This is a genomic window from Saccharopolyspora hattusasensis (genome assembly GCF_050972075.1).
Lineage (GTDB): Bacteria > Actinomycetota > Actinomycetes > Mycobacteriales > Pseudonocardiaceae > Saccharopolyspora > Saccharopolyspora hattusasensis.
The window spans coordinates 1,404,774-1,429,737 of the sequence record NZ_JBPCDC010000001.1 but is presented as its reverse complement, the minus strand read 5'-3'; the positions used below and the strand labels follow the sequence as shown (position 1 = coordinate 1,429,737).

At 65.4% G+C, this 24,964-nt stretch carries 1 protein-coding gene (running past both ends of the window); it reads left to right on the top strand.

All 24,964 nt of this window come from inside a single coding sequence — locus ACRXBZ_RS05730, WXG100-like domain-containing protein (RefSeq protein ID WP_433878132.1), on the top strand. Of the gene's 42,741 coding nucleotides, 3,276 precede the window and 14,501 follow it; the stretch shown corresponds to coding positions 3,277-28,240 — codons 1,093 (complete) to 9,414 (partial); the first codon wholly inside the window starts at position 1. Both codon boundaries (start and stop) fall beyond the window edges.

Genomic DNA, 24,964 nt, shown 5'->3' with positions numbered 1-24,964 from the left:
CATGTCCTGGCGTTCCTGCAGATGCTGGACTTGTGGGGTGTTGTGGACCGTGCGGTGGTGGTGAAGAAGCGGACGACGACGTGGAGAGCCCGCAAGTTGTTGTCGGATGTGGACGGTCGGGAGTTGGTCGAGAAGCGCATCGACGCCTGGTATGTGATGGGGGAGGACGCGCCAGGGGCGAGGCCGAATAGTGCCAAGCGGCCCGACGACCTGTGGGACCCGCTGACCCAGGGGGCGCCGGAGGTGTTGCCGGTGGTGCCGGCGGATCTGGATCCGAACAGGGAATTGCCGCTGGGTACCTCGTTGGAGAACATCGGGGAGTCGGTGGAGTTCTTCGTGCATGTGGTGGATCCGGCTGGTGTCAGGGTGGAGTACGGGCCGGCGGATCAGGGGTTGTTGCGTCGTGGCCGTGAGGTCGAATGGGAGGGGTTGTTCGCGGCCCTGAACGATAAGGGGCCGGCGGGGTTGATGAGTATGGTCAACCCGGGGGTGTACCGGGACCTGTATCTGGCTCAGGCGTTGGGGGTGGATGAGACCACGGCGTGGGTGTGGCGGATGTGGTCGCACCTGCCCGAAGAGTGGCATGCGGAGGCGTTGCGCCGGGCGATCATCGGGTCGGTGGTCAGCACCTATGGCGGGCGGGAGGAGGTCAAGAATCTGGTCGAAGACCTGCTGCCGCCCGGTGAGCGGACCGAGGAGCGGTTGCAGGTTCTGGGGCAGTTCATGGTGCGCCTGGCCGATCGCCGCCGTCGGCTGGAGAGCTGGGGCGAGGAAGGGCATGCCCAACCGGATGCCCCCCGCACCGCGGCCGAGTACCGCGCCGAACTGCGGCAAGAGGTGGCCGGACCCGGTGGCCTGGACCAGGTGGTGCTCGCCGCGAGCAAGCCCGACATCCAGGCGGAAGTGCCGAGCCGCGGTGGTCCGGCACGGCAGCGTGCCGGTGAGCTGGGCAGGCGGCCCAGTCCGCGGGAGCTGAACGTGTTGCACGAGCTGGCGCACGCCCTGGACGGTGATGAGCTTGGCTACCTCAAGCGCTTCCTCGGCGACTTCTGGGACATTGCCCTGGCGGTCGGCGCTGCGGGAGACGTGCGCGAGTGGCGTCGTGGCCGTCCCAGCGATCGTGCGGTGATGCGCGGGATCGTGCTGGATACGATTCTCGCGGCGTTCGGCGGGCCGGAAGGCGCGGTCGCGGTGGAGGACCGATTGCGGGAGCTGACCCGCCTGAGGCGTGTGCGGTTGTTCGCGCACGGGCAGCCGGAGAGGGCAGCTACCGCCGCGGACAGGGTTTTCGGTTTGCCGACCACGCTGGAGTGGGATTGGACTCTTCCCGGGGTGGTGGACGACGTCGCCGGAGCTGCTGTTCCCGCCGGAGTCCCGGATGAGGAAGTGGTGCGCCACCTCGGCACGGCCCGCGCGGCCTTGGTGGCCGGAGTTGACGAGTCCACAGCTCAGCAGTGGCTGGACGGCAGGCAACAGCCCTTCCCGTTCCAACAGCGGCTGATGCGCGAGGCTGCCCGGCTTCCGGGTTCGGAGCTGGTGCGCTACCTCGGTCCGGGCAGAGCAATAGAGGCGACCGCCCAGGTGTCCGAGCCCCTTGTATGGGGGTGGCTGACGGACGCTGGCGAGCCCTCCGCGGGGCTAGCCGGGAAGCTGCGCCAGGGTGCTCTGCGGGCTATCCGGGATGGGCTCATGCAGTGGCCTCAGCCGTTGAGGCGGGTGGTGTGGAGCGAGAGCGGGATTCGGGAGGCTGAGCGTCGTCTCGCGTGGGCCGATGCCACGAAGGGGGATGAGTTCCCTTCCGGCGCATTGAAACAGTGGGAGAAGGTGAGCGCCGAAAGTTGGTTTCTGCTGGTGCCCCCATCGCGAGAGCTCGATGGACTCGGGGAGCCGTTGGTGAGGGCTTCGGTCAATTACATCGTTGTTCAGGTGCTGCTGGGCAATGCGTACGCGAGGGCCATGGTGGCGGGCTCGGGCATTGTGATTCCCGCCCCGGGTTCTGAGACGGCGGCTACGCGGTTGCTGGAGCAGATCGACGACCATGTCCGCGCGGCGAAGGGTTTGCTGCATTCTGGGGTGTTGCGGCGGGTGGTGGGAGGTGCGGCGAGTGAGCGGTTCCAGGAGGCCACGGGGGGTGTTGTCCCGCAGCTTCGGCTGACCGGTGGCCGTGATGCGGTGCGGGGGTTCATGAAGCACCGGGCGAACTCGGGGCCCGATGTTCATTTCCTTGTGTTGAGGGTGCCGCCGGCGACTTCGCAGGATGCACCGTCGGCGACCCCGCAGGATGCTCCGCGGGCCGTGTATGTGAAGGGCGACGACGCGACTGCGTTCCTGGCCTCTGGTGACTTCTTTGAAGGTGGGCCGGCGCATTATTTCGTGGACGCGGTCCAGGGTGATGACAGAAAGATCGATCCCGAGTCGTTGTCGTCGGAGGTGGTGGCGGGCGCGGGCGATGCCTTGGCTTGGTGGGCTGAGCATGGCGGATGGGGTGGGCCGGAGCTGGTGGCGTGGCTGGATGGCCGGTTGCCGCGGGTGGCGGAGTCGCTTGATGCGCCGGAGTCCGAGTCCGTGCGGTTGGACCGTAACCTGGCCGGGATTGCGGAGCTGGCGGGGATTGCGGAGCTGGCCAAGTTGGCGGGCCGGATGGAGCGGCATCTGACGGTGATGCGGCCGGGATTCGATCCGGGCGGTGAGCACGCATCCAACCTCGAAGCTGCGAAACGCATGCTACGGAAGGGAGCCTGGACCACAACGGATCTGCAGACCGTCGCGGACAGTTTGCCTGCGATGCGGGAGGCCGAGAAGACCTGGGACGACCTGGCGTCCCGGGCAAAAGAAGCGACCGGCAAGCGGAAGCGACACACCTCCGCTGATTCGGCTGACCCTGCTGATCCCGCTGGTGGTGTGAAACGCCTCCGTCTGGCCACGCCTGGTGAGGGGGCGGGCGAGGCCGCTTCCGTTTCCGTTGGCGGCGAACGTGGTGGTGCGGGCCCGGAACGGGCGGATCCTGGCGGTTTCGGCGGTCCCACACCCGGCCGCATCGCTTCCAGTCCTACGAGGCAGCCGGAGCCGGATCAGGATCCGGATGCGATCGAAACGGCGCCCCCGTTGCCGGCGTCGTTGCCGGCGTCGGGGTTGGGATCGGGTTCTGAAGGCGCGGGCAATCTGCGGGATCATGCGTCGGAGGGCGGGCGGGGCGATTCTGCGGGCGGGCTGGTGGCGCGGGGCCAGATGGGGGAGTTGGGGTCGCTGCCGGAGGTCTTGGAGGAGGCGGACAATGTTCCGTTTCCGTCGGGGATGCCGCCGGCGGACGCGGTGGGCGCGCAGCGTGCGCGGAATCTCCTCGCCCGGGCCAACAGGCTCAGCAGTGAGGGAAACAGGCTGGGCGATGAGGAATACAGGCTTTTCGTGGCGTTGAGCCGTTTGGTGGCTTATGAAGCGGGATGGGTCGAGCGGGCGGATGGCGCTACGAAGGAGAGCCGTGCCACGAAATTCATGGAGTATGTCCGCGATCTCTGTATCATCACCGACACGTTGCGGGAGGGATGGACTATCGATTCCGGGCTCCGTGGTGGGGCCGGGCCGGCACAGCCGTCCGATGTGGAGCCCGCCCCGGTGCCCTTCGGTGAACTCAAGCCGTTGACGCGGCCGGCGGATCCGGCATTGGCGGGGCTATCTGGGGCGGGGAAGGCGGCGCTGGCCGCTTTCCAGAGGGCGGTCTGGTTCGATGGGTGGGTGGGTGAGAGTTCCGAAACCCCTCGGGGCGAGATCTGGTATATGCGGGGCGATGCGCGTGTGACGGTGGTGGGTGGGCGTGTGGTGTTGGGCGCGGCGGATCTGGCGGGGATTGCTGATGGGGAGGGGGGCGCGGCGGTTACCGCTTTCGTGACGGCGACAGGACTGGACGCGCAACCACTTTTCGCTGATGGCGATGGCGCCGGTGTTGAGGCGTTTTTGCGGGTGTTGGACTGGCATGGCGTTTTAGGTCATGTGCTGGTGGTGCGGAAGCGGGAGGGGTCGCGGGGGAAGGTGTTGGATGCCTGGTATGTGATGGGGGAGTACGCGCAAGGGGAGAGGTCGGGCAGCGCACAGCGGCTGGAAGACTTGAGTCGTGCGTTTCTCCCGTCGGATGACCGTTCGGAGTCGGATGAGTTCTACGTGCATGTGGTGGATCCGGTTGGTGGTGGGGTGGCTTACGGGGTAGCTGATCAGGGGTTGTGGCTTCGGGGTCGTGACGTGGAGTGGGGTGGGTTGTTCGGGGTTCTGGATGGGTATGGGCCTGCGGAGTTGATGGGGCTGGTCAATCCGGGGGTGCGCCGGAACCATTATCTGGCTCAGGTGTTGGGGGTGGATGAACTCACGGCGCGGGTGTGGCGGATGTGGTCCCACCTGCCCGAAGGGGGGTATGCCGAGGCGTTGCGCCGGGCGGGCACCGGGTCGGTGGTCAGTAAATACGGCGGGCGGGAAGCGGTCAGGACACTGGTCGAGACATTGGTGCCGGACGGTCCGCGGTATCAGCAGCGGTTGCGCGGTCTGGGTGAGTTGATGGTGTCCCTGGCCGATCGCCGCGGGGGTCGTCCTGGGGCGAGTTGGGTCGACGATGGGCGTGACACCCGCAGCGTGGGTGAGTACCGCGACGAGCTCGAGCTAACGGTGGCCTGGCTTGGTGGCGTGGATCGGGTCGCGCAGCTGGCGGAGCAGGTGGCAAATCTGGGCGATGGCTACCGGGAGTCCATCGGTCTTCCGGCAGAGGTGCGTGGGCTTGGTCAGTTGTGGCATCACATCGGCCGTTTCCCGGGCAAGGGCTTGTTGGCCTTCTTCCCTGGTGACATGCCCTTTGTTGACTGGCCGTCCGGTTTCCGACCGGATCCGGATATGGCGGGACGTGTGGCTGTGGTCCGGGCGATCGCTGGGAGCGAGTCCCGGATCCGGTGGCAGACACCAGTCACCGATGCGCCGGCACCACAGCCTGCCAGCCTGCGAGACAGCCAGGGCAGCGAGCGGAAGCTGAACGTGCTGCGCAAGCTGGCCCACGCCCTCGAAGGTCGTGAGCTTGACTACCTCTGGCTCTTCGCCGGAAGGACCACTCCGGGCGTCGCCCAGATGATCGGTGTGCCCGAGCCCATCGTGTGGTCCTGGATCCGCTACGATTTTGCCCAGGTTTTCTGGGATTATGACCGCATCCGTCCCGGCGATCGTGCGGTGATGCGCGGGGGCCTGCTCGATACGATTGTCGCGGCGTTCGGCGGGCCGGAGCGGGCGGTCGCGGTGGCCGACCGATTGCTGGAGCTGAGTCGCGAGAGGGGACTGCGGGTGGCCTCGCAAGGCCAGCCGAAGGGGGCATCTGCCGCCGCGGAGATGGTTTTCGGTTTGCCGATCATGCAGGAGTTGGGGGCGTGGACTCTGAGCGACGTGGTGGACCACGTTGCCGGAACGATTTCTCCCGAAACCAACGTTAGGGAGCTGGTGGGCTTCCTCGGCGGCCCGGGTCGTGCAGCCGAGGTGACCGGCGTCAGCGAGTCCACCGTTGAGCAGTGGCTGCAGAAAGACTACGTGAGCGACCTGAAACACGAGGCGATGCTGCGGCGGGCTGCGGGGTGCGAGCTTTCGGGTTTGGAGCTGGTGCGTTACCTCGGTCCGGCTCGAGCAATCGAGGTGACCGGCGCTGACGAGCGCCGGGTGTGGTCCTGGCGGCTGAAGCACGGCCTTTTCCCGAACAAAGAAGCTGGGAGGATGATGCCGGCTGTTTTGGGGGCTATCGCGGATGGGGTCCTGCAGTGGCCACAGCTGTTGAGGCGGGTGGTGTGGAGCGAGAGCGGGATTCGGGAGGCTGAGCGCCGTCTCGCGTGGGCTGATGCCACGAAGGGGGATGTGTTCCCGTCCGGCGCCCTGGAACAGTGGGAGGAGGTGAACAACTCACTTCGGTCTCTGCGGCCCGAATATCGAGAGGTCATCGATGGGCTGGGGAAGTCGCTGAGGGCTTCGGTCAATTACATCGTTGTTCAGGTACTGCTGGGCAATGCGTACGCGAGGGACATGGTGGAGGGCTCGGGCATCGTGATTCCCGACCCGGGTCCCAAGGCGGCCACGAAGTTGCTGGAGCAGATCGCCGATAATGTCCGCGCGGCGAAGGGTTTGCTGCATTCTGGTGTGTTGCGGCGGGTGGTGGGAGGTGCGGCGAGTAAGCAGTTCCAGGCCGCGACCGGGGGTGTTGTCCCGCAGCCCCGGCTGACCGGTGGCCGTGATGCGGTGCGGGAGTTCATGGAACAGTCGGCGGGGCCCGGTGTTCATTTCCTTGTGTTGAGGGTGCCGCCGGCGGGTTCGCAGGATGCTCCGCGGGCGGTGTATGTGAAGGGTGACGACGCGACTGCGTTCCTGGACTCTGGTGACTTCTTTGAAGGTGGGCCGGCGCATTATTTCGTGGACGCGGTCCAGGGTGATGACAGAAAGACCGATCCCGAGTCGGTGCCGTCGAAGGTGGTGGCGGCCGCGGGCGGTGCCTTGGCTTGGTGGGCTGAGCATGGCGAATTGGGCGGCCCGGAGCAGGTGGCGTGGCTGGATGATGGCCAGTTGCCGCGGGTGACGGGGTCGCTTGATGTGCCGGAGCCCGTGCGGTTGGACCGTCACCTGGCTGGGATTGCGGAGCTGGCGGGGATCGCGGAGCTGGCCGAGTTGGCGGGCCGGATGGAACAGCATTTGACGGCGATGCCGCCGGGATTCGATCCGGACGGTAAGCGCGCCTTGAGCGTCGAAGCTGCGAAACGCATGCTCCGGAAGGGAGCCTGGACCACAACGGATCTGCAGACCGTCGCGGACAGGTTGCCTGCGATGCGGGAGGTCGAGAAGATCTGGGGCGATCTGGCGTCCCGGGCAAAAGAAGCGACCGGCAAGCGGAAGCGACACACCTCCGCTGATTCGGCTGATCCGGCTGACCCTGCTGATCGTGTGAAACGTCGTCGTCTGTCCTGGCCTGGTGTGGTGCCGGGCGAGGTCGCTTCCGTTGGCGGCGAACGTGGTGGTGCGGGCCCGGAACGGGCGGATCCCGGCGGTCCCACACCCGGCCGCATCTCTTCCAGTCCTGCGGGGCAGCCGGGTCCGGATCCGGATGCGATCGGACCGGCGCCCCCGTTGCAGCCCGTGTTGGTTCCGGCCGCCTCTGGTGGCACGACGGTGGCCGGGGGTGAGGCATCGGCTACCGGGACGGGGTCTGCCCAGGCGAGGTCGGAGGCTGCTGGGGAGGAACAGCCCGCGTCGACCACGCCCGGTGCCGGGGCTGGCACGGTACGGGATACCAGTGAGATACCGGTGGGGCAGTGGACGCAGGAGGAACTGGACCGCGCGATCGCCGAGGCGAAGAAGCTGGACCTGTCCAGCGACGAAAAGGAGAAAGCCGGGCAGATTGTGCAGGGCACGCATGACGTCGTGGGGTTGGCTCGTGGGGTTGCTGTCGTGCCGCTGGAGGATGTGGTGGCGTTGGTCGCGGCCAGGTACCGCGACCTTGGCCGGGAGCACTGGGCCGAGGTGGTGGAGTTTTCCGGGGCGCTGGCGGACTGGCTGGGTACGCGGCGCAGCGAGCCGGTCATCCAGGCGGGGGCCGGGCCGGCACGGCTGTCCGGTGTGGAGCCCGTCCCGGTGTCCTTCGGTGAGCTGAAGCCGTTGGCGCCGCTGAAGCCTCTGGTGGATGGGGGGTCTGAGCTGCGTGGCGGCGACGCGGAGTACGGGTGGGATGGGTCGCGGGGGTCGCTGCCGGATGTGGTGGATGGCCGGCGTGTGGTGCTGGGCGCGAAGGATTTGGCGGGGCTTTCTGAGGAGGGGCGCGCGGCGCTGGAGGCTTTCCAGGCGGCGACGGAAGTGCCTGCGGAGCCGAGGCTGGCCGATGTTGATGTTCACAATGTCATGGCGTACCTGCGGATGTGGCTGGACTGGTTGGGCGTTGCGGACCATGCGGTCGTGGTGAAGAAGCGGACGATGACGTGGAGGGTCCAGGGGGGGCGATCGTCGGATCCAAAGGTGTTGGTCGAGAAGGGCATCGACGCCTGGCATGTGATGGGCGAGTACGCGCCAGGGAGGCCGGATGGCGCCAACCGGCCGGAGGACTTGTGGGACACGCTGACCCAGAGAGCGCCGGAGGAGTTGGGGGTGGTGCCGGAGCATCTGGATCCGGACGGGGTTTTGCCGCGGTATGCCAGGTTGGAGAACATCGGGGAGTCGTTTGAGTTCTTTTTGCATGTGGTGGATCCGGCTGGTGGCAGGGTGGAGTACGGGCTGGCGGATCCGGGGCTGTGGCGTCGTGGCCGTGAGGTCGAATGGGGTGGGTTGTTCGCGGCTTTGCAGGAGGAGGGTCCTGCGGAGTTGATGAATATGGTCAACCCGGGGCCGCGCGAGAGCCGGTATCTGGCTCAGGTGTTGGGGGTGGATGAGGCCACGGCGCGGGTGTGGCGGATGTGGTCGTACCTGCCCGAAGGGCATGCCGAGGCGTTGCGCCGGGTGATCATCGGGTCGGTGGTCAGCAACTATGGCGGGCGGGAGGAGGTCAAGAATCTGGTCAAAGGCCTGGTGCGGCCCGGTGAGCGGTACGAGGAGCGGTTGCAGGTTCTGGGGCAGTTCATGGTGCGCCTGGCCGATCGCCGCCGTCGGCTGGAGAGATGGGGCGCGGAAGGGCATGCCCAACCGGTTACCCCCCGCATCGCGGCCCAGTGCCGCGCCGAGCTGCAGCGCAAGGTGGACGAGCTCGGTGGTCTGGACCAGGTGGTGCTTGCCGGGAGCAGGCCCGACATCCGGGTGGAGGTGCGCGAGTTCGACGGTCCGCCACCGCAGCGTGCCGGTGAGCCAGGCAGGCAGCCCACCGGGCGGGAGCTGAACGTGCTGCAGGAGTTGGTGCACGCCCTGGACGGTCATGAGTTTGACTACCTCACGCGCTTCTTCGGTACGGATGCCCGGGGCGGCGCGGCGATCGGCGATCGTGAGTGGCGTAGCGGCGGCGATCGTGCGGTGATGCGCGGGATCTTGCTGGACGCTTTTGTCGAGGCGTTCGGCGGGCCGGAAGGGGCGGTCGCGCTGGCTGACCGGTTGCGGGAGCTGGGCCTGGGTCCCCTGAAGCAGCTGGGCTGGGAGATGGCCTTGCAGGGGGAGTTGGACCCCCGGAGGGGCGTGCAGGTGGCCTCGCAAGGGCAGCCGGACCCCGGGGGGGACGTGCAGATGGCCTCGCAGGGGGAGTCGGAGAAGGAACCTACCGCCGCGGAAACGGTTCTCGGTTTGCCGGCCATGGAGGATTGGTTGCCGTGGACTCTGGGCGATCTGGTGAAGTGGGTCGCCGGGCGTGCTGTTCCGGCGGGAGTCCCGGATGGGGAATTGGTGGCTCGCCTCGGCACGGCCCGCGCGGCCTTGGTGGCCCAAGTTTCCGAGTCCACGGCTCAGAGGTGGCGGGATGGCAGCCAACAGCCCGGCCCGACCCATCTGCGGTTGATGCGCGAGGCTGCCCGGCTCCCGGGCTCGGAGCTGGTGCGTTACCTCGGTCCGGGCCGAGCACTCGAGGTGACCGGCACCGTCTCGTTTCCTAGACACGAGTCGGAGCTATGGGGGTGGCTGGCGGGCGTCCGCGAGCCCCCCGCGAAGGAAGCCGGGAAGCTGCGCCTGGAGGTTCTGCGGGCTATCAGGCATGGGCTCGTCCCGCCAGCGCCGTTCAGGCGGTTGGGTTGGAGCGAGAGCTGGATACGGGAGGCTGAGCGCCGTCTCGCGTGGGCCGATGCCAAGAAGGGAAGCGAGTTCCCGTCCGAGGCTTGGGAACAGTGGAAGAAGGTGAAGGACTCAGTTCCGTCTTTGCGGCCCGAATCGCGAGAGGTCATGGATGGGCTGGGGAGGTCGCTGAGGGCTTCGGTCAACTACATCGTTGTTCAGGTTCTGCTCGGCAATGAGATCGCGAAGGCCATGGTGCGGGGATCGGGCATCGTGATTCCCGCCCCGGGTCCGAAGGCGGCCGCGGAGTTGCTGGATCAGATCGCCGACAGCGTCCGCGCCGCGGACGGCATGCTGCACTCTGGTGTGTTGCGGCGGGTGGTGGGAGGTGCGGCGAGTGAGGAGTTCCAGGCCGCGACCGGGGGTGTTGTCCCGCAGCCCCGGCTGACCGGTGGCCCCGCTGCGGTGCGGGAGTTCATGAAGCAGTGGGCGGGGGACGACGTTCATTTCCTTGTGCTGAGGATGCCGCCGGCGACCCCGTGGGTAGAGAGCCCGCAGGGTGCCCCGCGGGCAGAGTATGTGACGGGCAACGACGAGACGAATGCGTTCCTGGCCTCTGGTTATTTCTTTAAAGACGGGCCGGCGCATTATTTCGTGGACGCGGTCCAGGGTGATGGCAGAAGGATCCATCCCGCGTCGACGTTGACGCTGGGTGTGATGGCGGCCGCGGGCGATGCTGTGGCTTGGTGGGCTGAACTGCGCGCCTTCGAGGGGGGCAGCGACGGTGATGGTTTCGCAGCGTCCGCGTCGCCGGGGGAGGGTTCGCAGCCGGCGGCCGCCGACGTCATTCTGGGTGGGCCGGTGCAGGCGGCGTTGGATGGCGGGTTGCCGCGAGTGCTCGATTTGCCGGAGTCGGTGCGGCGGGAGCGGCTCGGTAACCTCGCCGGGATCGCGGAGGTGGCCGAGTTGGCGGGCCGGATGGAACTGCATCTGGAAGCGATGCCGGGATTCGATCCGGACGGTGAGCGTAAACGGAACGTCGACGTTGCGAAACGCATGGTACGGCAGGGAGCCTGGACCGCAGAGGATCTGCAGTGGGTCAAGGACGGGTTGCCTGGGATGCGGGCGGTCGAGAAGAAATGGCGTGGCCTGGCGAGCTTGTCGAGTCGTGCTGCTGCGGAGCGGGAACTGCTTTGGTCGAGCGATGAGGCCGATGTGGCGTTGGAGGAATTGTCTGGCCCGGCACGGAAAATCTTGTTGGACCGCGCATCCATAGCATTGGGGGAGCCGTTTAATGGCTCGCAGCGGGCTGTAAGCGTGCTGGCCTATCACATGATGCGTGGTGTCGGGGACGGTGAGATCGCGCGGGTACGGAACAGACTGGCCCGTATGTTGGTGGCCTTGACGGCGGTGAGTGCGGGGGCCGGGCCCGAGCTGGGGACGGGCGGGGGTGCGGGGTCCGAATCGGTCGGTGATGCGGGCGTGGTGCCCGCGCGGGGTGGGGACGTGCGGCCGGAGTCCACTGGGGATGCGTCGGGTGATCCGGCGACCGCTCCGCGGTCGGAGTCCACCGAGGATGTGGTGGGTTCCACCGGGAGCGATGGTGGTGGGGGTGCGGGGACGTTCGGGCGCGGGAGTCTGGACTCCGAGGAGCGGTTCAAATCGTGGCTGACTGAGATCGCCTTTCTCCGTGGTGATGGTCTCCGTCGGGCGTTCGGCCGTGACGGTGGCGAGGTACCGGCTGGTCAGGTCGACGACCCGGTGGCTCCTGCGCGGGACGCCGAGCCGAGCGCTGGCACACCCACTGACGATGCGCATGTGGCGGGTGCCGCGATCGATAAAGCGGTGAGCGACGAATTCGATACCTTCATGGAGAAGGAACAGCCAGGGTTGCTGGAGCGGCTTGAGCGCTTGGGCGGAAAGGAGATGCCGTCCGAGAGCTCAATGCGCTCCACGGGGTCTGTTGTGGACGGCGATGCTGTCTCCATTGGTGAGGACGGTGCGCTTCGTCGTCAGGCTCGGCCTGGTGTGGGGAGGAACCAGGATAATTCCACTGATGGTGGTGCCCGGTCGATCGGGGGTTCGCCCGGCTCGGATTCTGGTAGCAGCCGCCCGGTGGATCGAATCGATCGAACCCAGACCAATCTGACCAATCTGACCGGACTGTCCGATGGAACGGATCGGATCGAACGGCCAAGCGATTCCTCCAACGACGGCAAACCGCCAAACCAACCGACAGACGGCGGGTCCGGACCAGCACAGCTGTCCGATGTGGAGCCCGTCCCCTTCGGTGAGTTGAAACCTCTGGTGGAGGGGGGGTCTGAGCGGCGTGGCGGCGACGCGGAGTACGGGTGGGATGGGTCGAGGGGGTCGCTGCCGGATGTGGTGGATGGCCGGAGTGGGGTGCTGGGCGCGGAGGATTTGGCGGGGGTTTCTGAGGAGGGGCAGGCGGCGCTGGAGGCTTTCGTGGAAGCGACGGGAGTGGTCGCGGCGCCGAGGCTGGCTGGGGTGGATGGTCACGCCGAGGTTGATGGTCACCATGTCCTGGCGTTCCTGCGGATGCTGGACTTTTGGGGTGTTGTGGACCATGCGGTGGTGGTGAAGAAGCGGACGACGACATGGAGAGCCCGCAAGTCGTTGTCGGATGGGGACGGTCGGGAGTTGGTGGAGGAGGGCGTCGACGTCTGGTATGTGCTGGGCGAGAACGCGCCAGGGCTAAGGCGGGATGGCGCCAACCGGCCGGAGGACTTGTGGGCCCCGCTGACCCAGGGGGAGCCGGAGGTGTTGGAGGGGGTGCCGCGGCGTCTGGATCCGAACGGGGAATTGCCGCGGGGTACCTGGTTGGAGAATATCGGGGAGTCGGTGGAGTTCTTCGTGCATGTGGTGGATCCGGCTGGTGTCCGGGTGGAGTACGGGCCGGCGGATCAGGGGTTGTTGCGTCGTGGCCGTGAGGTCGAATGGGAGGGGTTGTTCGCGGCCCTGAACGATAAGGGGCCGGCGGGGTTGATGAGTATGGTCAACCCGGGGGTGTACCGGGACCTGTATCTGGCTCAGGCGTTGGGGGTGGATGAGACCACGGCGTGGGTGTGGCGGATGTGGTCGCACCTGCCCGAAGGGTGGCATGCGGAGGCGTTGCGCCGGGCGATCATCGGGTCGGTGGTCAGCACCTACGGCGGGCGGGCGGAGGTCAAGAATCTGGTCGAAGACCTGCTGCCGGACGGTCAGCGGACCAAGGAGCGGTTGCAGGTTCTGGGGCAGTTCATGGTGCGCCTGGCCGATCGCCGCCGTCGGCTGGAGAGGTGGGGCGAGGAAGCCCCACCCGCGGCCCAGTACCGCGCCGAACTGCGGCAAGAGGTGGCCGGGCTCGGTCGCCTGGACCAGGTGGTGCTCGCCGCGAGCAAGCCCGACAGCCAGGTGAAACGCGACCTGGGCGGTCCGGCACGGCAGAGTGCCGGTGAGCCAGGCAGGCGGCCCAGTCCGCGGGAGCTGAACGTGCTGCACGAGCTGGCGCAAACCCTGGACGGTGATGAGCTTGGCTACCTCAAGCGCTTCCTCGGCGACTTCTGGGACATTGCCCATGCGGTCGGCGTTTCTGCGGGAGACGTGCAAGAGTGGCGTCGTGGCCGTCCCAGCGATCGTGCGGTGATGCGCGGGATTGTGCTGGATACGATTCTCGCGGTGTTCGGCGGGCCGGAAGGCGCGGTCGCGGTGGAGGACCGATTGCGGGAGCTGACCCGCCTGAGGCGTGTGCGGTTGTTCGCGCACGGGCAACGGGAGAGGGCAGCTGCCGCCGCGGACAAGGTTTTCGGTTTGCCGACCACGCAGGGTTGGTGGGATTGGACTCTTCCCGGGGTGGTGGACTACGTCGCCAAAGCTGCTGTTCCTGCCGACGTCTCGGATGAGGAAGTGGTGCGCCACCTCGGCGCAGCCCGAGCGGCCAAGGTGACCGGAGTTGACGATTCCACGTTGCAGGCGTGGCTGGACGGCAGTAGCCAGCCCCTCCCGTTCCAACAGCGGCTGATGCGCGAGGCTGCCCGGCTTCCGGGTTCGGAGCTGGTGCGCTATCTCGGTCCGGGCCGGGCACTCGAGGTGACCGACACCGGCCGCTCGCTTGCTAGCCACGAGTGGGATGTATGGGGGTGGCTGACGGACGTCGGCGAGCCCTTCGCGGGGCTAGCTGGGAAGCTGCGCCGGGGTGCTCTGCGGGCTATCCGGGATGGGGTCATGCAGTGGCCGCAGCCGTTGAGGCGGGTGGTGTGGAGCGAGAGCGGGATTCGGGAGGCTGAGCGTCGTCTCGTGTGGGCTGATGCCACGAAGGGGGACGAGTTCCCGTCCGGCGCATTGGAACAGTGGGACGAGGTGAGTGCCGAAAGTTCGCATCTGCGGGTGTCCTCATCGCGCGAGCTCGATGGACTCGGGAAGCCGCTGAGGGCTTCGGTCAATTACATCGTTGTTCAGGTGCTGCTGGGCAATGAGTACGCGAGGGACATGGTGGAGGGCTCGGGCATCGAGATTCCCGACCCGGACAGCCCTGATGCGGCGGCCACGCGGTTGCTGGAGCAGATCGCCGACCATGTCCGCGCGGCGAAGGGTTTGCTGCATGCTGGTGTGTTGCGGCGGGTGGTGGGAGGTGCGGCGAGTGAGCGGTTCCAGGGGGCCACGGGGGGTGTTGTCCCGCAGCCCCGGCTGACCGGTGGCCCTGATGCGATGCGGAAGTTCATGGAGCGGACGGCGAACTCGGGGCCCGATGTTCATTTCCTTGTGTTGAGGGTGCCGTCGGCGGCTTCGCAGGATGCTCCGTCGGCGACCCCGCAGGATGCTCCGTCGGCGACCCCGCAGGATGCTCCGCGGGCCGTGTATGTGCAGGGCGACGACGCGCCTGCGTTCCTGGCCTCTGGTGCCTTCTTTGAAGACGAGTCGGCGCATTATTTCGTGGACGCGGTCCAGGGTGATGACAGAAAGATCGATCCCGAGTCGGTGTCGTCGGAGGTGGTGGCGGGCGCGGGCGATGATGTGGCTTGGTGGGCTGAGCATGGCGCATTGGGTGGCCCGGAGCAGGTGGCGTGGCTGGATGGCCGGTTGCCGCGGGTGGCGGGGTCGCTTGATGCGCCGGAGTCCGAGTCCGTGCGGTTGGACCGTAACCTGGCTGGGATTGCGGAGCTGGCGGGGATTTCGGAGCTGGCCAAGTTGGCGGGCCGGATGGAACAGCACCTGAAGGTGATGCGGCCGGGATTCGATCCGGACGGTGCGCACACATCCGACCTCGAAGCTGCGAAACGCATGCTACGGAAGGGAGCCTGGACCACAACGGATCTGCAGACCGTCGCGGATAGTTTGCCTGGGATGCGGGAGGCCGAGAAGACCTGGAAAGACCTGGCGTCCCGGGCAAGGGAAGCGACCGGCAAGCGGAAGCGACACACCTCCGCTGATCCGGCTGATCCGGCTGACCCTGCTGATCGTGTGAAACGTCGTCGTCTGTCCTGGCCTGGTGTGGTGCCGGGCGAGGTCGCTTCCGTTGGCGGCGAACGTGGTGGTGCGGGCCCGGAACGGGCGGATCCCGGCGGTCCCACACCCGGCCGCATCTCTTCCAGTCCAACGAGGCAGCCGGGTCCGGTTCCGGATGCGATCGGACCGGCGCCCCTGTTGCAGCCCGTGTTGGTTCCGGCCGCTTCTGGTGGCACGACGGTGGCCGGGGGTGAGGCATCGGCTACCGGGACGGGGTCTGTCCAGGCGAGGTCGGAGGCTGCTGGGGAGGGACAGCCCGCGTCGACCACGCCCGGTGCCGGGGCGGGCACGGTGCGGGATACCAGTGAGATACCGGTGGGGCAGTGGACGCAGGAGGATCTGGACCGCGCGATCGCCGAGGCGAAGAAGCTGGACCTGTCCAGCGACGAAAAGGAGAAGGCCGGGCAGATTGTGCGGATCGCGCATGACGTCGCGGCGTTGGCTCGTGGGGTTGCTGTTGTGCCGCTGGAGGATGTGGTGGCGCTGGTCGCGGCCAGGTACCACGATCTTGGCCGGGAGCACTGGGCCGGGGTGGTGGAGTTTTCCGGGGCGCTGGCGGACTGGCTGCGTACGCGGGGCAGCGGGCTGAAAATCCAGGCCGGGGCGGGACCAGTACGGCTGTCCGAGGATTCCGGCGGGGTGCCCTTCGGTGAGTCGATGCCGTTGCGGGATCCGGTGGATGGGACGGATGCGGATTTGCGGACGCAGCGGGAGGGGACGCATCAGAGTATCGCGGCGGGGCAGGCGGAGTTGGACAAGAAGGAGCGGAATAAAAAGGCAGTAGATCGTGACAGGGAGAGGCGGCATCGTGTCAAACAAGAGCAGGCCGATCGGCGTGAGCGGATTGCGGCAGGGCTGGCGAAGCTGGCGAAGCTGAAGGCTCAGAAGACGTCGTTGGAGGCGGCGTTGGAGGCGTCGTTGGAGGGGCAGAATGCGTTCGATCGGGACCGGGATGAGATGTCGGCGGGGCGGGCGTTGGATCCGGTTCAGCACCCGGAGTTGAAGGCGCTGCAGGATCGTATCGAGACGGTGCAGGAGCAGGTGGACACGCTTCAGAACCTTGAGGAGGCCGAGAACGAAAAGGCGGACAGGGTGCGGGAAAGGGTCAGGAACCGGGCGGCCGAAAAGCGGAAGGCGCGGGCTGAGCAGCTTGCACAGTTGAAGGATTCACTGGCGAAGACTGTGGCTGCGCAGGAAAAGTTGAACGAGGTGCCGAGGCATGAGTGGGATGAGGCTCGGGAAAAGGAGGGGAAGGAGCTGGAGCGGGCTAAAACGGATGCGGAGGAGGCTTTGAACAAGTTTGCGGCGGCCAATAAGAAGAGACACAGGAATTACGCGCGTGAGCGGGACAAGGCGCGGGAAAGGCTCAAGAACTGGAGGGCCGACAAGGCCAGGGTGCGGGAGGAGCGGCCTGTGCGGATTGCGGCAAGGCGGGCGGAGCTGGCGGGGCTGGAGGCTCAGAAGGCGGAGTTGGAGAAGTCGTTGCCGGGGCGGGAGTTCGATCCGGTCCGGGGTGTGATGTCGGCGGGGCGGGCGTTGGATCCGGTTCAGCACCCGGATTTGAGGTCGCTGCAAAAGCGTATCGACACGGTGCAGGCGGAGGTGGACAAGCTTAACGAGTTTGCGGAGGACGATGAGGAGAGGCGCAACCGGGAGAGGGAGCGCGAACGCGACCGTCGGTCTAGGAAGAGGGAGAGAGAGGAAGAGGAGAGGCGGGTTGCGGCGTTGTCTCGTGTGAGGTCGGCTGATGCTGCGGCGCATCTGCGGGTACTGAGCGAGCGGGCTGACGAGGACTTAAAGGAGCTGGCGCCGACAAAGCGCAAGTCGTTGTGGGCGGAGGCGGAGAAGGAGTTGGGGGCGCCTCTTAATGGGGTGCCGGTGCTTGTGAGCGTGATGGCCCATAGCTTGGACATGATGGACGGCTTGTCTCCGGAGGAAGTCGCGGAGCGTGTTGCCGCGGTGCGGGGAACGCTGGCCGATTTTTGGAGGGCGGGGGCGCATATCAGTGCGGGCGCGGGTCCGGAGGCGCGTGGGGGCTTGCCGTCAGAGTCCGCTGCGGATGTGAGTAATGCGGAGACCGATGACGCCGGGGGCGGTCTCGGCAAGAACGCACGGGAGGCGCTGCTGGCCCGGCTTCGTAGCTTGCCGGGAGCCTCACCGTCGGGGGGAACGTTGCCCGTCGAGGGGACTGGTGGGGACGGTGGTGCTTTCGGGGTTGCGCTGCGTGAGTTGAAGGGGGCTGACCCGGGCAGGCGAGCCGAGGCGTATGCGTACGCGGACAGTATTTTGGGCGAGCTGTCTGGGGAGAGTCTGACGGCTCGGGTGCTGATGGCGCATCAGTACCTGATGTCCCCGGATGACGGAACTGTTGCGGAGCGACTGCGTGTAGAGCGGGAGCGCCAGGTGATCGGGCTGGCGCATATCAGTGCGGGCGCGGGTCCGGAGCCGGGTCCGGACCCGGGGCTGGAGGGTCAGGCAGCGGGACAGTCCGGGGAGTCTTCTGCGGCGGGTGGGGGTTCGGGCCAGGCGGGCGGGCTTTCACAGCCACATGCTGCGGTGTCGGTGGGTGAGGGCGCGGGTGGTGCCGGGTACCAGACGGAGCGGGAGCAGCGGGCTGAGCGGATTGAGGCAGGGCTGGCGGAGCTGGCGGAGCTGGCGGAGCTGGCGGCTCGGAAGAAGGCGGAGTTCCCGGGGCAGAAGTTCGATCCGATCCGAGAGGCGATGTTGGAGGGGCGGGCGTTGGATCCGGTTCGGCACCGGGAGTTGGAGGCCCTGCAGGAGCGTATCGAGACGGTGCAGGCGGAGGTGGACACGCTTCTTACGGAGCGGGACTGGGATGAGCGATACACGCGGGCCGAGGAGCGGTTAGGTGAGTGGGCCGAGATCGTGGGTTTTGATGTTGTGGACCGGTTGTTGGCTGATGCGGACGGGATTTTGGGGCCGCTGAAGGCGTCCGGGCGGTTCCGGGTTGTGATGGCGCACTGGTTGGGTGAGCATCGGAATGACGCGCGCGGTGCTCAGGCGGTGCGGGTGGAAATGGCCGGCTATCTGGGCGGTGACTCTGGCATTGGCATGGCGGTGAGTGGTTTGCCTCGCGACGCGTTCGAGGCGGCGAGAGCACAAGAGCAGGCAGCTCGTGCTGGGAACCAGGCGGAGGCTGTGGCCCCGATGGTGCGCGGGGACGCTTATGAATCAGCGCTGGAAGTTATTTCTCGGATTAGCTCGGTACAGCAAGAATTCTCGGACGCCGGTCACGAGTTGGCCAGCGTAGAAAATAAAGATGACGTGGACCGTTCGAATGCCGCCGCGGTCGACGTCTTGGGGCCTCTCAGGAAGTCCAAGCCGTTCCGGGATGTGATGGCACGCGCGTTGCTGAAGAAGCTGGAGAACCTGCGGGATAAACCGCAGGAGCGGCAGCAGTTGATGACGAACCCCCAGGCTGATCAGCAGGTGCAGGAGTTGCGGTGGAGACTGGTCAAATACCTGGCTGGTGACACAAGTGGCGGTGAGAACCAGAAATATGCCGAAAAATTGCTTTCCGCCACGGTGACTCCGACGCCTGGAATCGGCGTGACTCAGTCTACAGCGATCCAGATGGATTACCGGCACGTGGCGGTGGGCACGGCACTGAGTGGCTTCAAGGGCAGTGAAATCAGAGAGTTGCTGCGAAACGAGGCACTTAAGGACGCGCTTGGCAAGGATTACGACGCTAGCGAGTTGGGGAAGCGTTACAACAGATCCCGGCCATGGGGTGACAAAGTTCTTGGTGATGCCCGGGCGCGGCTGATCTCCGATTTGAAAAATTCGGTGGCGTCTCTGGAGAAGGTTTTGGAGGGCGAGGCAGACACTAACTTGCGGGAAGAATATGAAGCCAAGATCAAAAGCTGGTTGGATCTAAAAGTGGCGCAGCGCAGAACGATCCGTCGTAGGACAGCGGAAGTTGCGGCTGCTGTTGAGTCGCTGGGCCGAAAGCCGTCCAAGCGGGCCGCAGAGCAGTTGTCTGAGCGAGGCAAGATCGCGGGTCAAGATGGCGGGGTCGATGGTGTTGCAGAGTGGCACGCTCGAGAAAGCGAAATAAGGCAGGAATTCGCGGAGGCCGGTCAAGCGTTGGCCAGCGAACAAGATCAAGATCGCGTGGCCGGTTTGTACGCTGCCGCGGGCGAGGTCTTGGGGCCTCTCGCGGAGTCGAAGCCGTTCCAGGATGTGATGGCACACGCGTTGCTGAAGAAGCTGGAGAACCTGGGGGATAAACCGCAGGAGCAGCAGCAGTTGATGATGAACCCCCAGGCTGATCAGCAGGTGCAGGAGTTGCGGTGGAGACTGGTCTGTTACCTGGCTGGTGACCTGAGTGGCCGTCCGGAACCGAGCACTGCCGACGACTCGCGTCCCGCTGCGGCCACCCGGGCTCCTAAAAAAAATCGATCTGAAGCACTGAGGGTTTATCAGCGGAACATAGCGGTCGGCAAGGCGCTTAGTGGTTTGCGGGACGATACTGCTGTCAACGAAATGCTGCGGCGCGACGCAATTGTGGAGGCGCGTCGCAGGGGGTACACCCCCGAACGTTTGGGAGAACGGTACAACAGAGCCCCGAATTGGGGTTCCAAAGTCCTTGCGGATGCGGACATCAAGGGGTCGCTGATCTCCGAATTGAATTCTGAGGTGGAGTCTCTGCGGCAGATTTTGATCGAGGAGGCAAATCCTGACCTGTCGAACAAATATCACGCCAAAATCGAAAAGTGGTTGAATCTAGATCGGGCGCATGTCAGTACGATCCGTAGTCGGGTAACGGAAGTAGAGGAAGCTGTCGCTGATCTTCGCGAGTTGGGGGAGCAACGCCAAAGGGAGCGCAGGGCCAGCCGGATGCTGGTGCTCTGGGAAGAGCAGTCCAAGCAGGCCGCGGACCAGTTGGCTGGGTGGGACAAGATCGCGGGTAAAGGCGCTGCGGACCGGTTGTTGCATGATGCGAAGAGTATTTTGGGGCCGCTGAGGGTGTCGAAGCCGTTCCGGGATGTGATGGCACACGAGTTGATGAAACCGCCGGCTGATCAGCAGGTGGAGAAGTTGCGGGAGAAACTGGTCCGTTACCTGGCTGGTGACCTGATTGGCGGTTCGAAACCGAGCGATCAATCTGCAATGAAGATTTATAAGCGGCGCGTGGCGTCCGGCGAGAAGCTTAGTGGTTTGGGGGCCGATGCTGTCGAGGACGTGCTGCGGAAGGAGGCATTTAATGCGGCGCTTCTCCGGGAATACAGCGCCGAAGAATTGGGAGGATTGTACAACAGAGCCAAGAATTGGGGTGCCAGTGTTCTTGTGGACGTCAAGAAGGAACTGTCCTCCAATTTGGAAAATTCGGTGAAGTCTCTGCGACACATTTTGGCGAAGGTGGAGACGGAGGCGGCGGCGGCGGAGGCGGAGGAGGCGGAGGAGGAGGCGGAGGCGAAGGCGGCGGAGGAAATCACTAAACTACGGAATACTTATCGCGCCAAGATTGGGGAGTGGGAGAATAATATAGATAAGGTGCAAACCAAGACAGTCTTCCGTCGGTCATCGGAAGCTGCCGCTGCTGTTCAGGAGTTGCGGGGAGGGTACCGAAATTACGCGGTGCAGAAATTGCGGTGGATTTACGAGACAACGAGAGGCGGGTTCGCGCAACTGCAAGATCGGTACGGTCAAGGTGTTGAGGACGGCGAGTTCTACCAGATTTTCAGGGAACTGCAGGATGATAGTCAATTGTGGGATGCGGTCGCGCATCGGCTGGTGACGAATGGCCGTCAGTTAGAGGATGCGCAGGCGTTTCTGCAGCGACTGCATGGTCTGACGCTCGCGGCATCGGCCGTGAGTGCGGGCGCGGGTCCGGAGCCGGATAGGAGGGGCTTGGTGCCGGAGTCCGAGTTTTCCCAGGCGTTGGCGGGCGAGCTGGGTACGCAGGGCAGCGGGCTGAGCGTCCAGGCCGGAGCGGGACCGGAGGATCAGGCAGCGGGGCCATCAGGGGAGTCTTCAATACGTGAGTTGGCGTTGCGAGACTGGAACGAGCGGGTTGAGCGGGCCGAGGCGCAGGTGAATAAGTGGCGCGAGTCCAAGATTCGTTTCGCGGGCCAGTTGTTGAATGATACGGACGGGATTTTGGGGCCGCTGAGGGTGTCGGAGCGGTTCCGGAATGTGATGGCGCACTGGTTGGGCGAGCATCCGGATGACGGGCACGGTGCTCAGGCGTTGCGTGTGGAACTGGCCGGCTATCTGGCCGATGACGATCGTGACCCTGAAATCGGCGTGGCGGTGAGTGGTTTGAGTCGCGACGAGATCCAGAAGGTGAGAGCGGAAGAGGAGCGTTGGCAGGCCAATGGTGCTCGGGATCAGGCGGAGGTTGCGGCCGTAAGCTTGATAAAGCAGGAATTCGCGGAGATCCGTCAAGCGTTGGCCGGTCAAGCGTTGGTCAGCGAACAGGATCAAGATCTCGTGAACGGTTTGTACGCTGTCGCGGACGAGGTCTTGGGGCCTCTCGCGGAGTCGATCCCGTTCCGGGATGTGATGGCACACGCGTTGCTGAAGAAGCTGGAGAACCTGGGGGATAAACCGCAGGAGCGGCAGCAGTTGATGACGAACCCCCAGGCTGATCAGCAGGTGCAGGAGTTGCGGTGGAAACTGATCTGTTACCTGGCTGGTGACCTGAGTGGCCGTCCGGAACCGAGCACTGCCGACACCACGGTGACCTCAAGGCCTAGAGCCGATCGAGCTGACGGACGGCATTATCAGCGGCGCCTGTGGGTTGGCGCGGAGCTTAGTGGTTTGTGGGGCCAGGATGCGGTCAGCAAGGTGCTGCGGGAGGAGGCGATTGCGGAGGCGCTTCGCACGGAATACGCCACCGCCGCCGTTTTGGCGGCTCGGTTCGCGAGAGCTGAGGATTGGGGTACCAGAGTTTTTAGGGAGGTCCGGAAGCAGCTGGCCTCCGATTTGAAGGCTACGGTGGGGTCGCTGCGGCAGATTTTGGCGAAGCCGGAGAACACTGGCCTGCAGAGAAAATATGATCCCGAGATCAAGAAGTGGTTGAATAACATAGATTCGGTGTATATCAAGACGGTCCGTAATCGGGCATCGGAAGCTGCCGCTGCTCTTCAACGGTTGCAAGATGCGCTCGTGACGCATGGAGGTCAGGAGAATCGGATAGCGGATGCGCAGCAGTTCCTGCAGCGACCGAATCTTCCGAGCCTCGCCGTGAATGAGGGCGCGGGGCCGGAGCCGGGGCGGAGTAGGGACATGCAGCCGGAGTCTGACTATGTGTGGGGAAATGCGGGGACCATCGTCGACGAGATGATCGTTGACGAGACCATCGTTGACGAGACCATCGTTGACGAGACGGAACAGCAGCTTGCGGGGCTTCATGGCGAGGATCCGTCGCAGTCGCACGGCTCCGGTGGATTGAATCAGGCGGCAGGCTCAGGGAAGCCTTCTGCGGCGGCCGAGCTGAGGGCGCGGATCGCTGACGCGGAGGCGGGGTTGCAGAGAATGCGTGTTAAGGGGCGAGAAGTTCGCGTAGACGGGGTGGACGTAGGCGTAGACGGTCTGATCGATGCGGTGAAACCGAGCATGGGAGCTCTTGGGGTCCCTGCAGAACTCCGGCATGTGATGGCGCACTACATGCTGAGTCCTCCGAAGAATGGCAAGGGCATCGTGGAGTTGCATCAAGAACTACGTGAGTTGGTGGTGGGGGACCCGCGGTTGTATCAAGAACTACGTGAGTTGGCGGTGCGGGACTGGGACGAGCGATACAACCGGGCTAAGGCGCATTTGCGTAAGTGGCTCGGGAGCGCCGGTCATGATCGTGTGGTCGGGTTGTTGTCTGATGCGGACAGGATTTTGGGGCCGTTGAGTGAGTCGGAGCGGTTCCGGTATGTGCTGGCGCACTGGTTGGATGAGCATCCGGGCAACCCGCGCGGTGCTGAGGCGGTGCGGGGGGAAATGGCCGATTACCTGGCCGGTGACCTTGGTGACCTTGGCGTGGTGGTGAGTGGTCTGTCTCACGACGAGATCGAGGCGGTGAGAACGGAAGAGCAGAAAAACCTGATAATGCGGGAATTCGCGGAGGCCGGTCAAGCGTTGGACGATCAAGCTTTGGCCAGCGAACAAGATCAAGATCGCGTGAACGGTTTGTACGCTGCCGCGGACGAGGTCTTGGGGCCTCTCGCGGAGTCGATCCGGTTCCGGGTTGTGATGGCACGCGAGTTGATGAAACCGCCGGCTGATCAGCAGGTGAAGGAGTTGCGGTGGAAACTGATCTGTTACCTGGTTGGTGACCTGAGTGGCCGTCCGGAACCGAGCACTGCCGACACCCCGGTGACCTCAGAGCCTAGAGCCGATCAAGCTGACGAAGGGCTGAGTTATGGGCGCCTGTGGGTTGGCGCGCAGCTTAGTGGTTTGGGGGACACGGATGCTGTCGCCAGGGTGCTGCGAAACGAGGCGATTGCGGAGGCGCTTCGCACGGAATACACCGCCGCCCGTTTGGCAGCTCGGTTCGCGAGATCTAGGACTTGGGGTAAAAATGTTTTAAAGAAGGTCCGGGAGCAGCTGGCCTCCGATTTGAAGGCTACGGTGAAGTCGCTGGAGAAGATCTTGGCGGAGCCGGAGATGAACAGTGGCCTGCGGAACGAATATAAAGCCAAGATTAGGATGTGGTTGCTGTATCTAGATTCGGTGCAGATCAAAACGCTCCGTGGTCGGATATCGGAGGCTGCCGCTGATTTTGAGGTGTTGCAGAGGGGGTACTCAGAATACGCGACACGGGAATTGCAGGCGATTCACGCTATAGCGAGCGGCGGGTTCGAGCGACTGCTAGGTCTGTACGGTTCAGATGTTGTGGTCAGCACGTTCCGTCAGCACTTCAGGGAAATATGGGATGATACTCAATTGCGGGATGCGGTCGCGCATCGGCTGCTGACGAATGAAGGTCAGGAAGACGATGCGCGGGAGTTTCTGCGGCGACTGCAGCGTCTGAGGCGCGCGGAATCGGCCGGGAGTGCGGGTTCGGGGCCGGAGACGGCATCGGTGGCCGGCGCAGGCGAGCCGGTTACTGGCGGATCCGGGTGGACCCGCCAGAACCGGGACGGGGTGTTCCGTGCGTCGCGGCGGGCGGACGACCGGACGGACACGGGCACCACCAATGGCGGAACCGCCGAGCGGGGCGGGGTAACCGAGCCGGCGGCCGGCCCCCGGGAGGCCGTCTACGATGACGCCCGCCGGCGCGATGGGAAGGAACCCGGGGTCGAGGACCTCGCCTGGCAGCACACCCAGGTGCGGCAGGCGTCGTGGTTCGACCCGCTGCCGAGCCCGCTGAAGCCCGACGCGTGGGAGCACCTGCGGAATACGATTCCCGATGGCTCAGTGGCCTTCGAGGTCAGGGATGTCCGGATGTCCAGCCGGCCCAACAGGTTGGTGACCGGAACGGGCGTTGTCAGCTATGACTGGCGGCGCTTTGAGGTGGCGCCGCGGCGTGGGGTGCAGGAGTTCACGTTCAAGGCGCACCTGAACTCCGGCGAGTTCCTGGCGCCGTTCCGGGAGAGCGCCGAGGGTGAACTGCGGCTTGCCGGGGAAGCAGAGAACGCCGCCGACAATGCCGAGGCGGCTGTCCGGGAACTCGAACAGCAACTGGATTCGTCGCCGGGCAACGCCGCGGTGCTTGGCCGTACGCAGGCCGACGCCGATGCCGCCCGGCGGCGGGCCGACGCACAGTGGGCCAAGGCGCATAAGGCCGGTGTGGAGCTGGATCAGCGGCAGCACGTGATCGACGACCTAA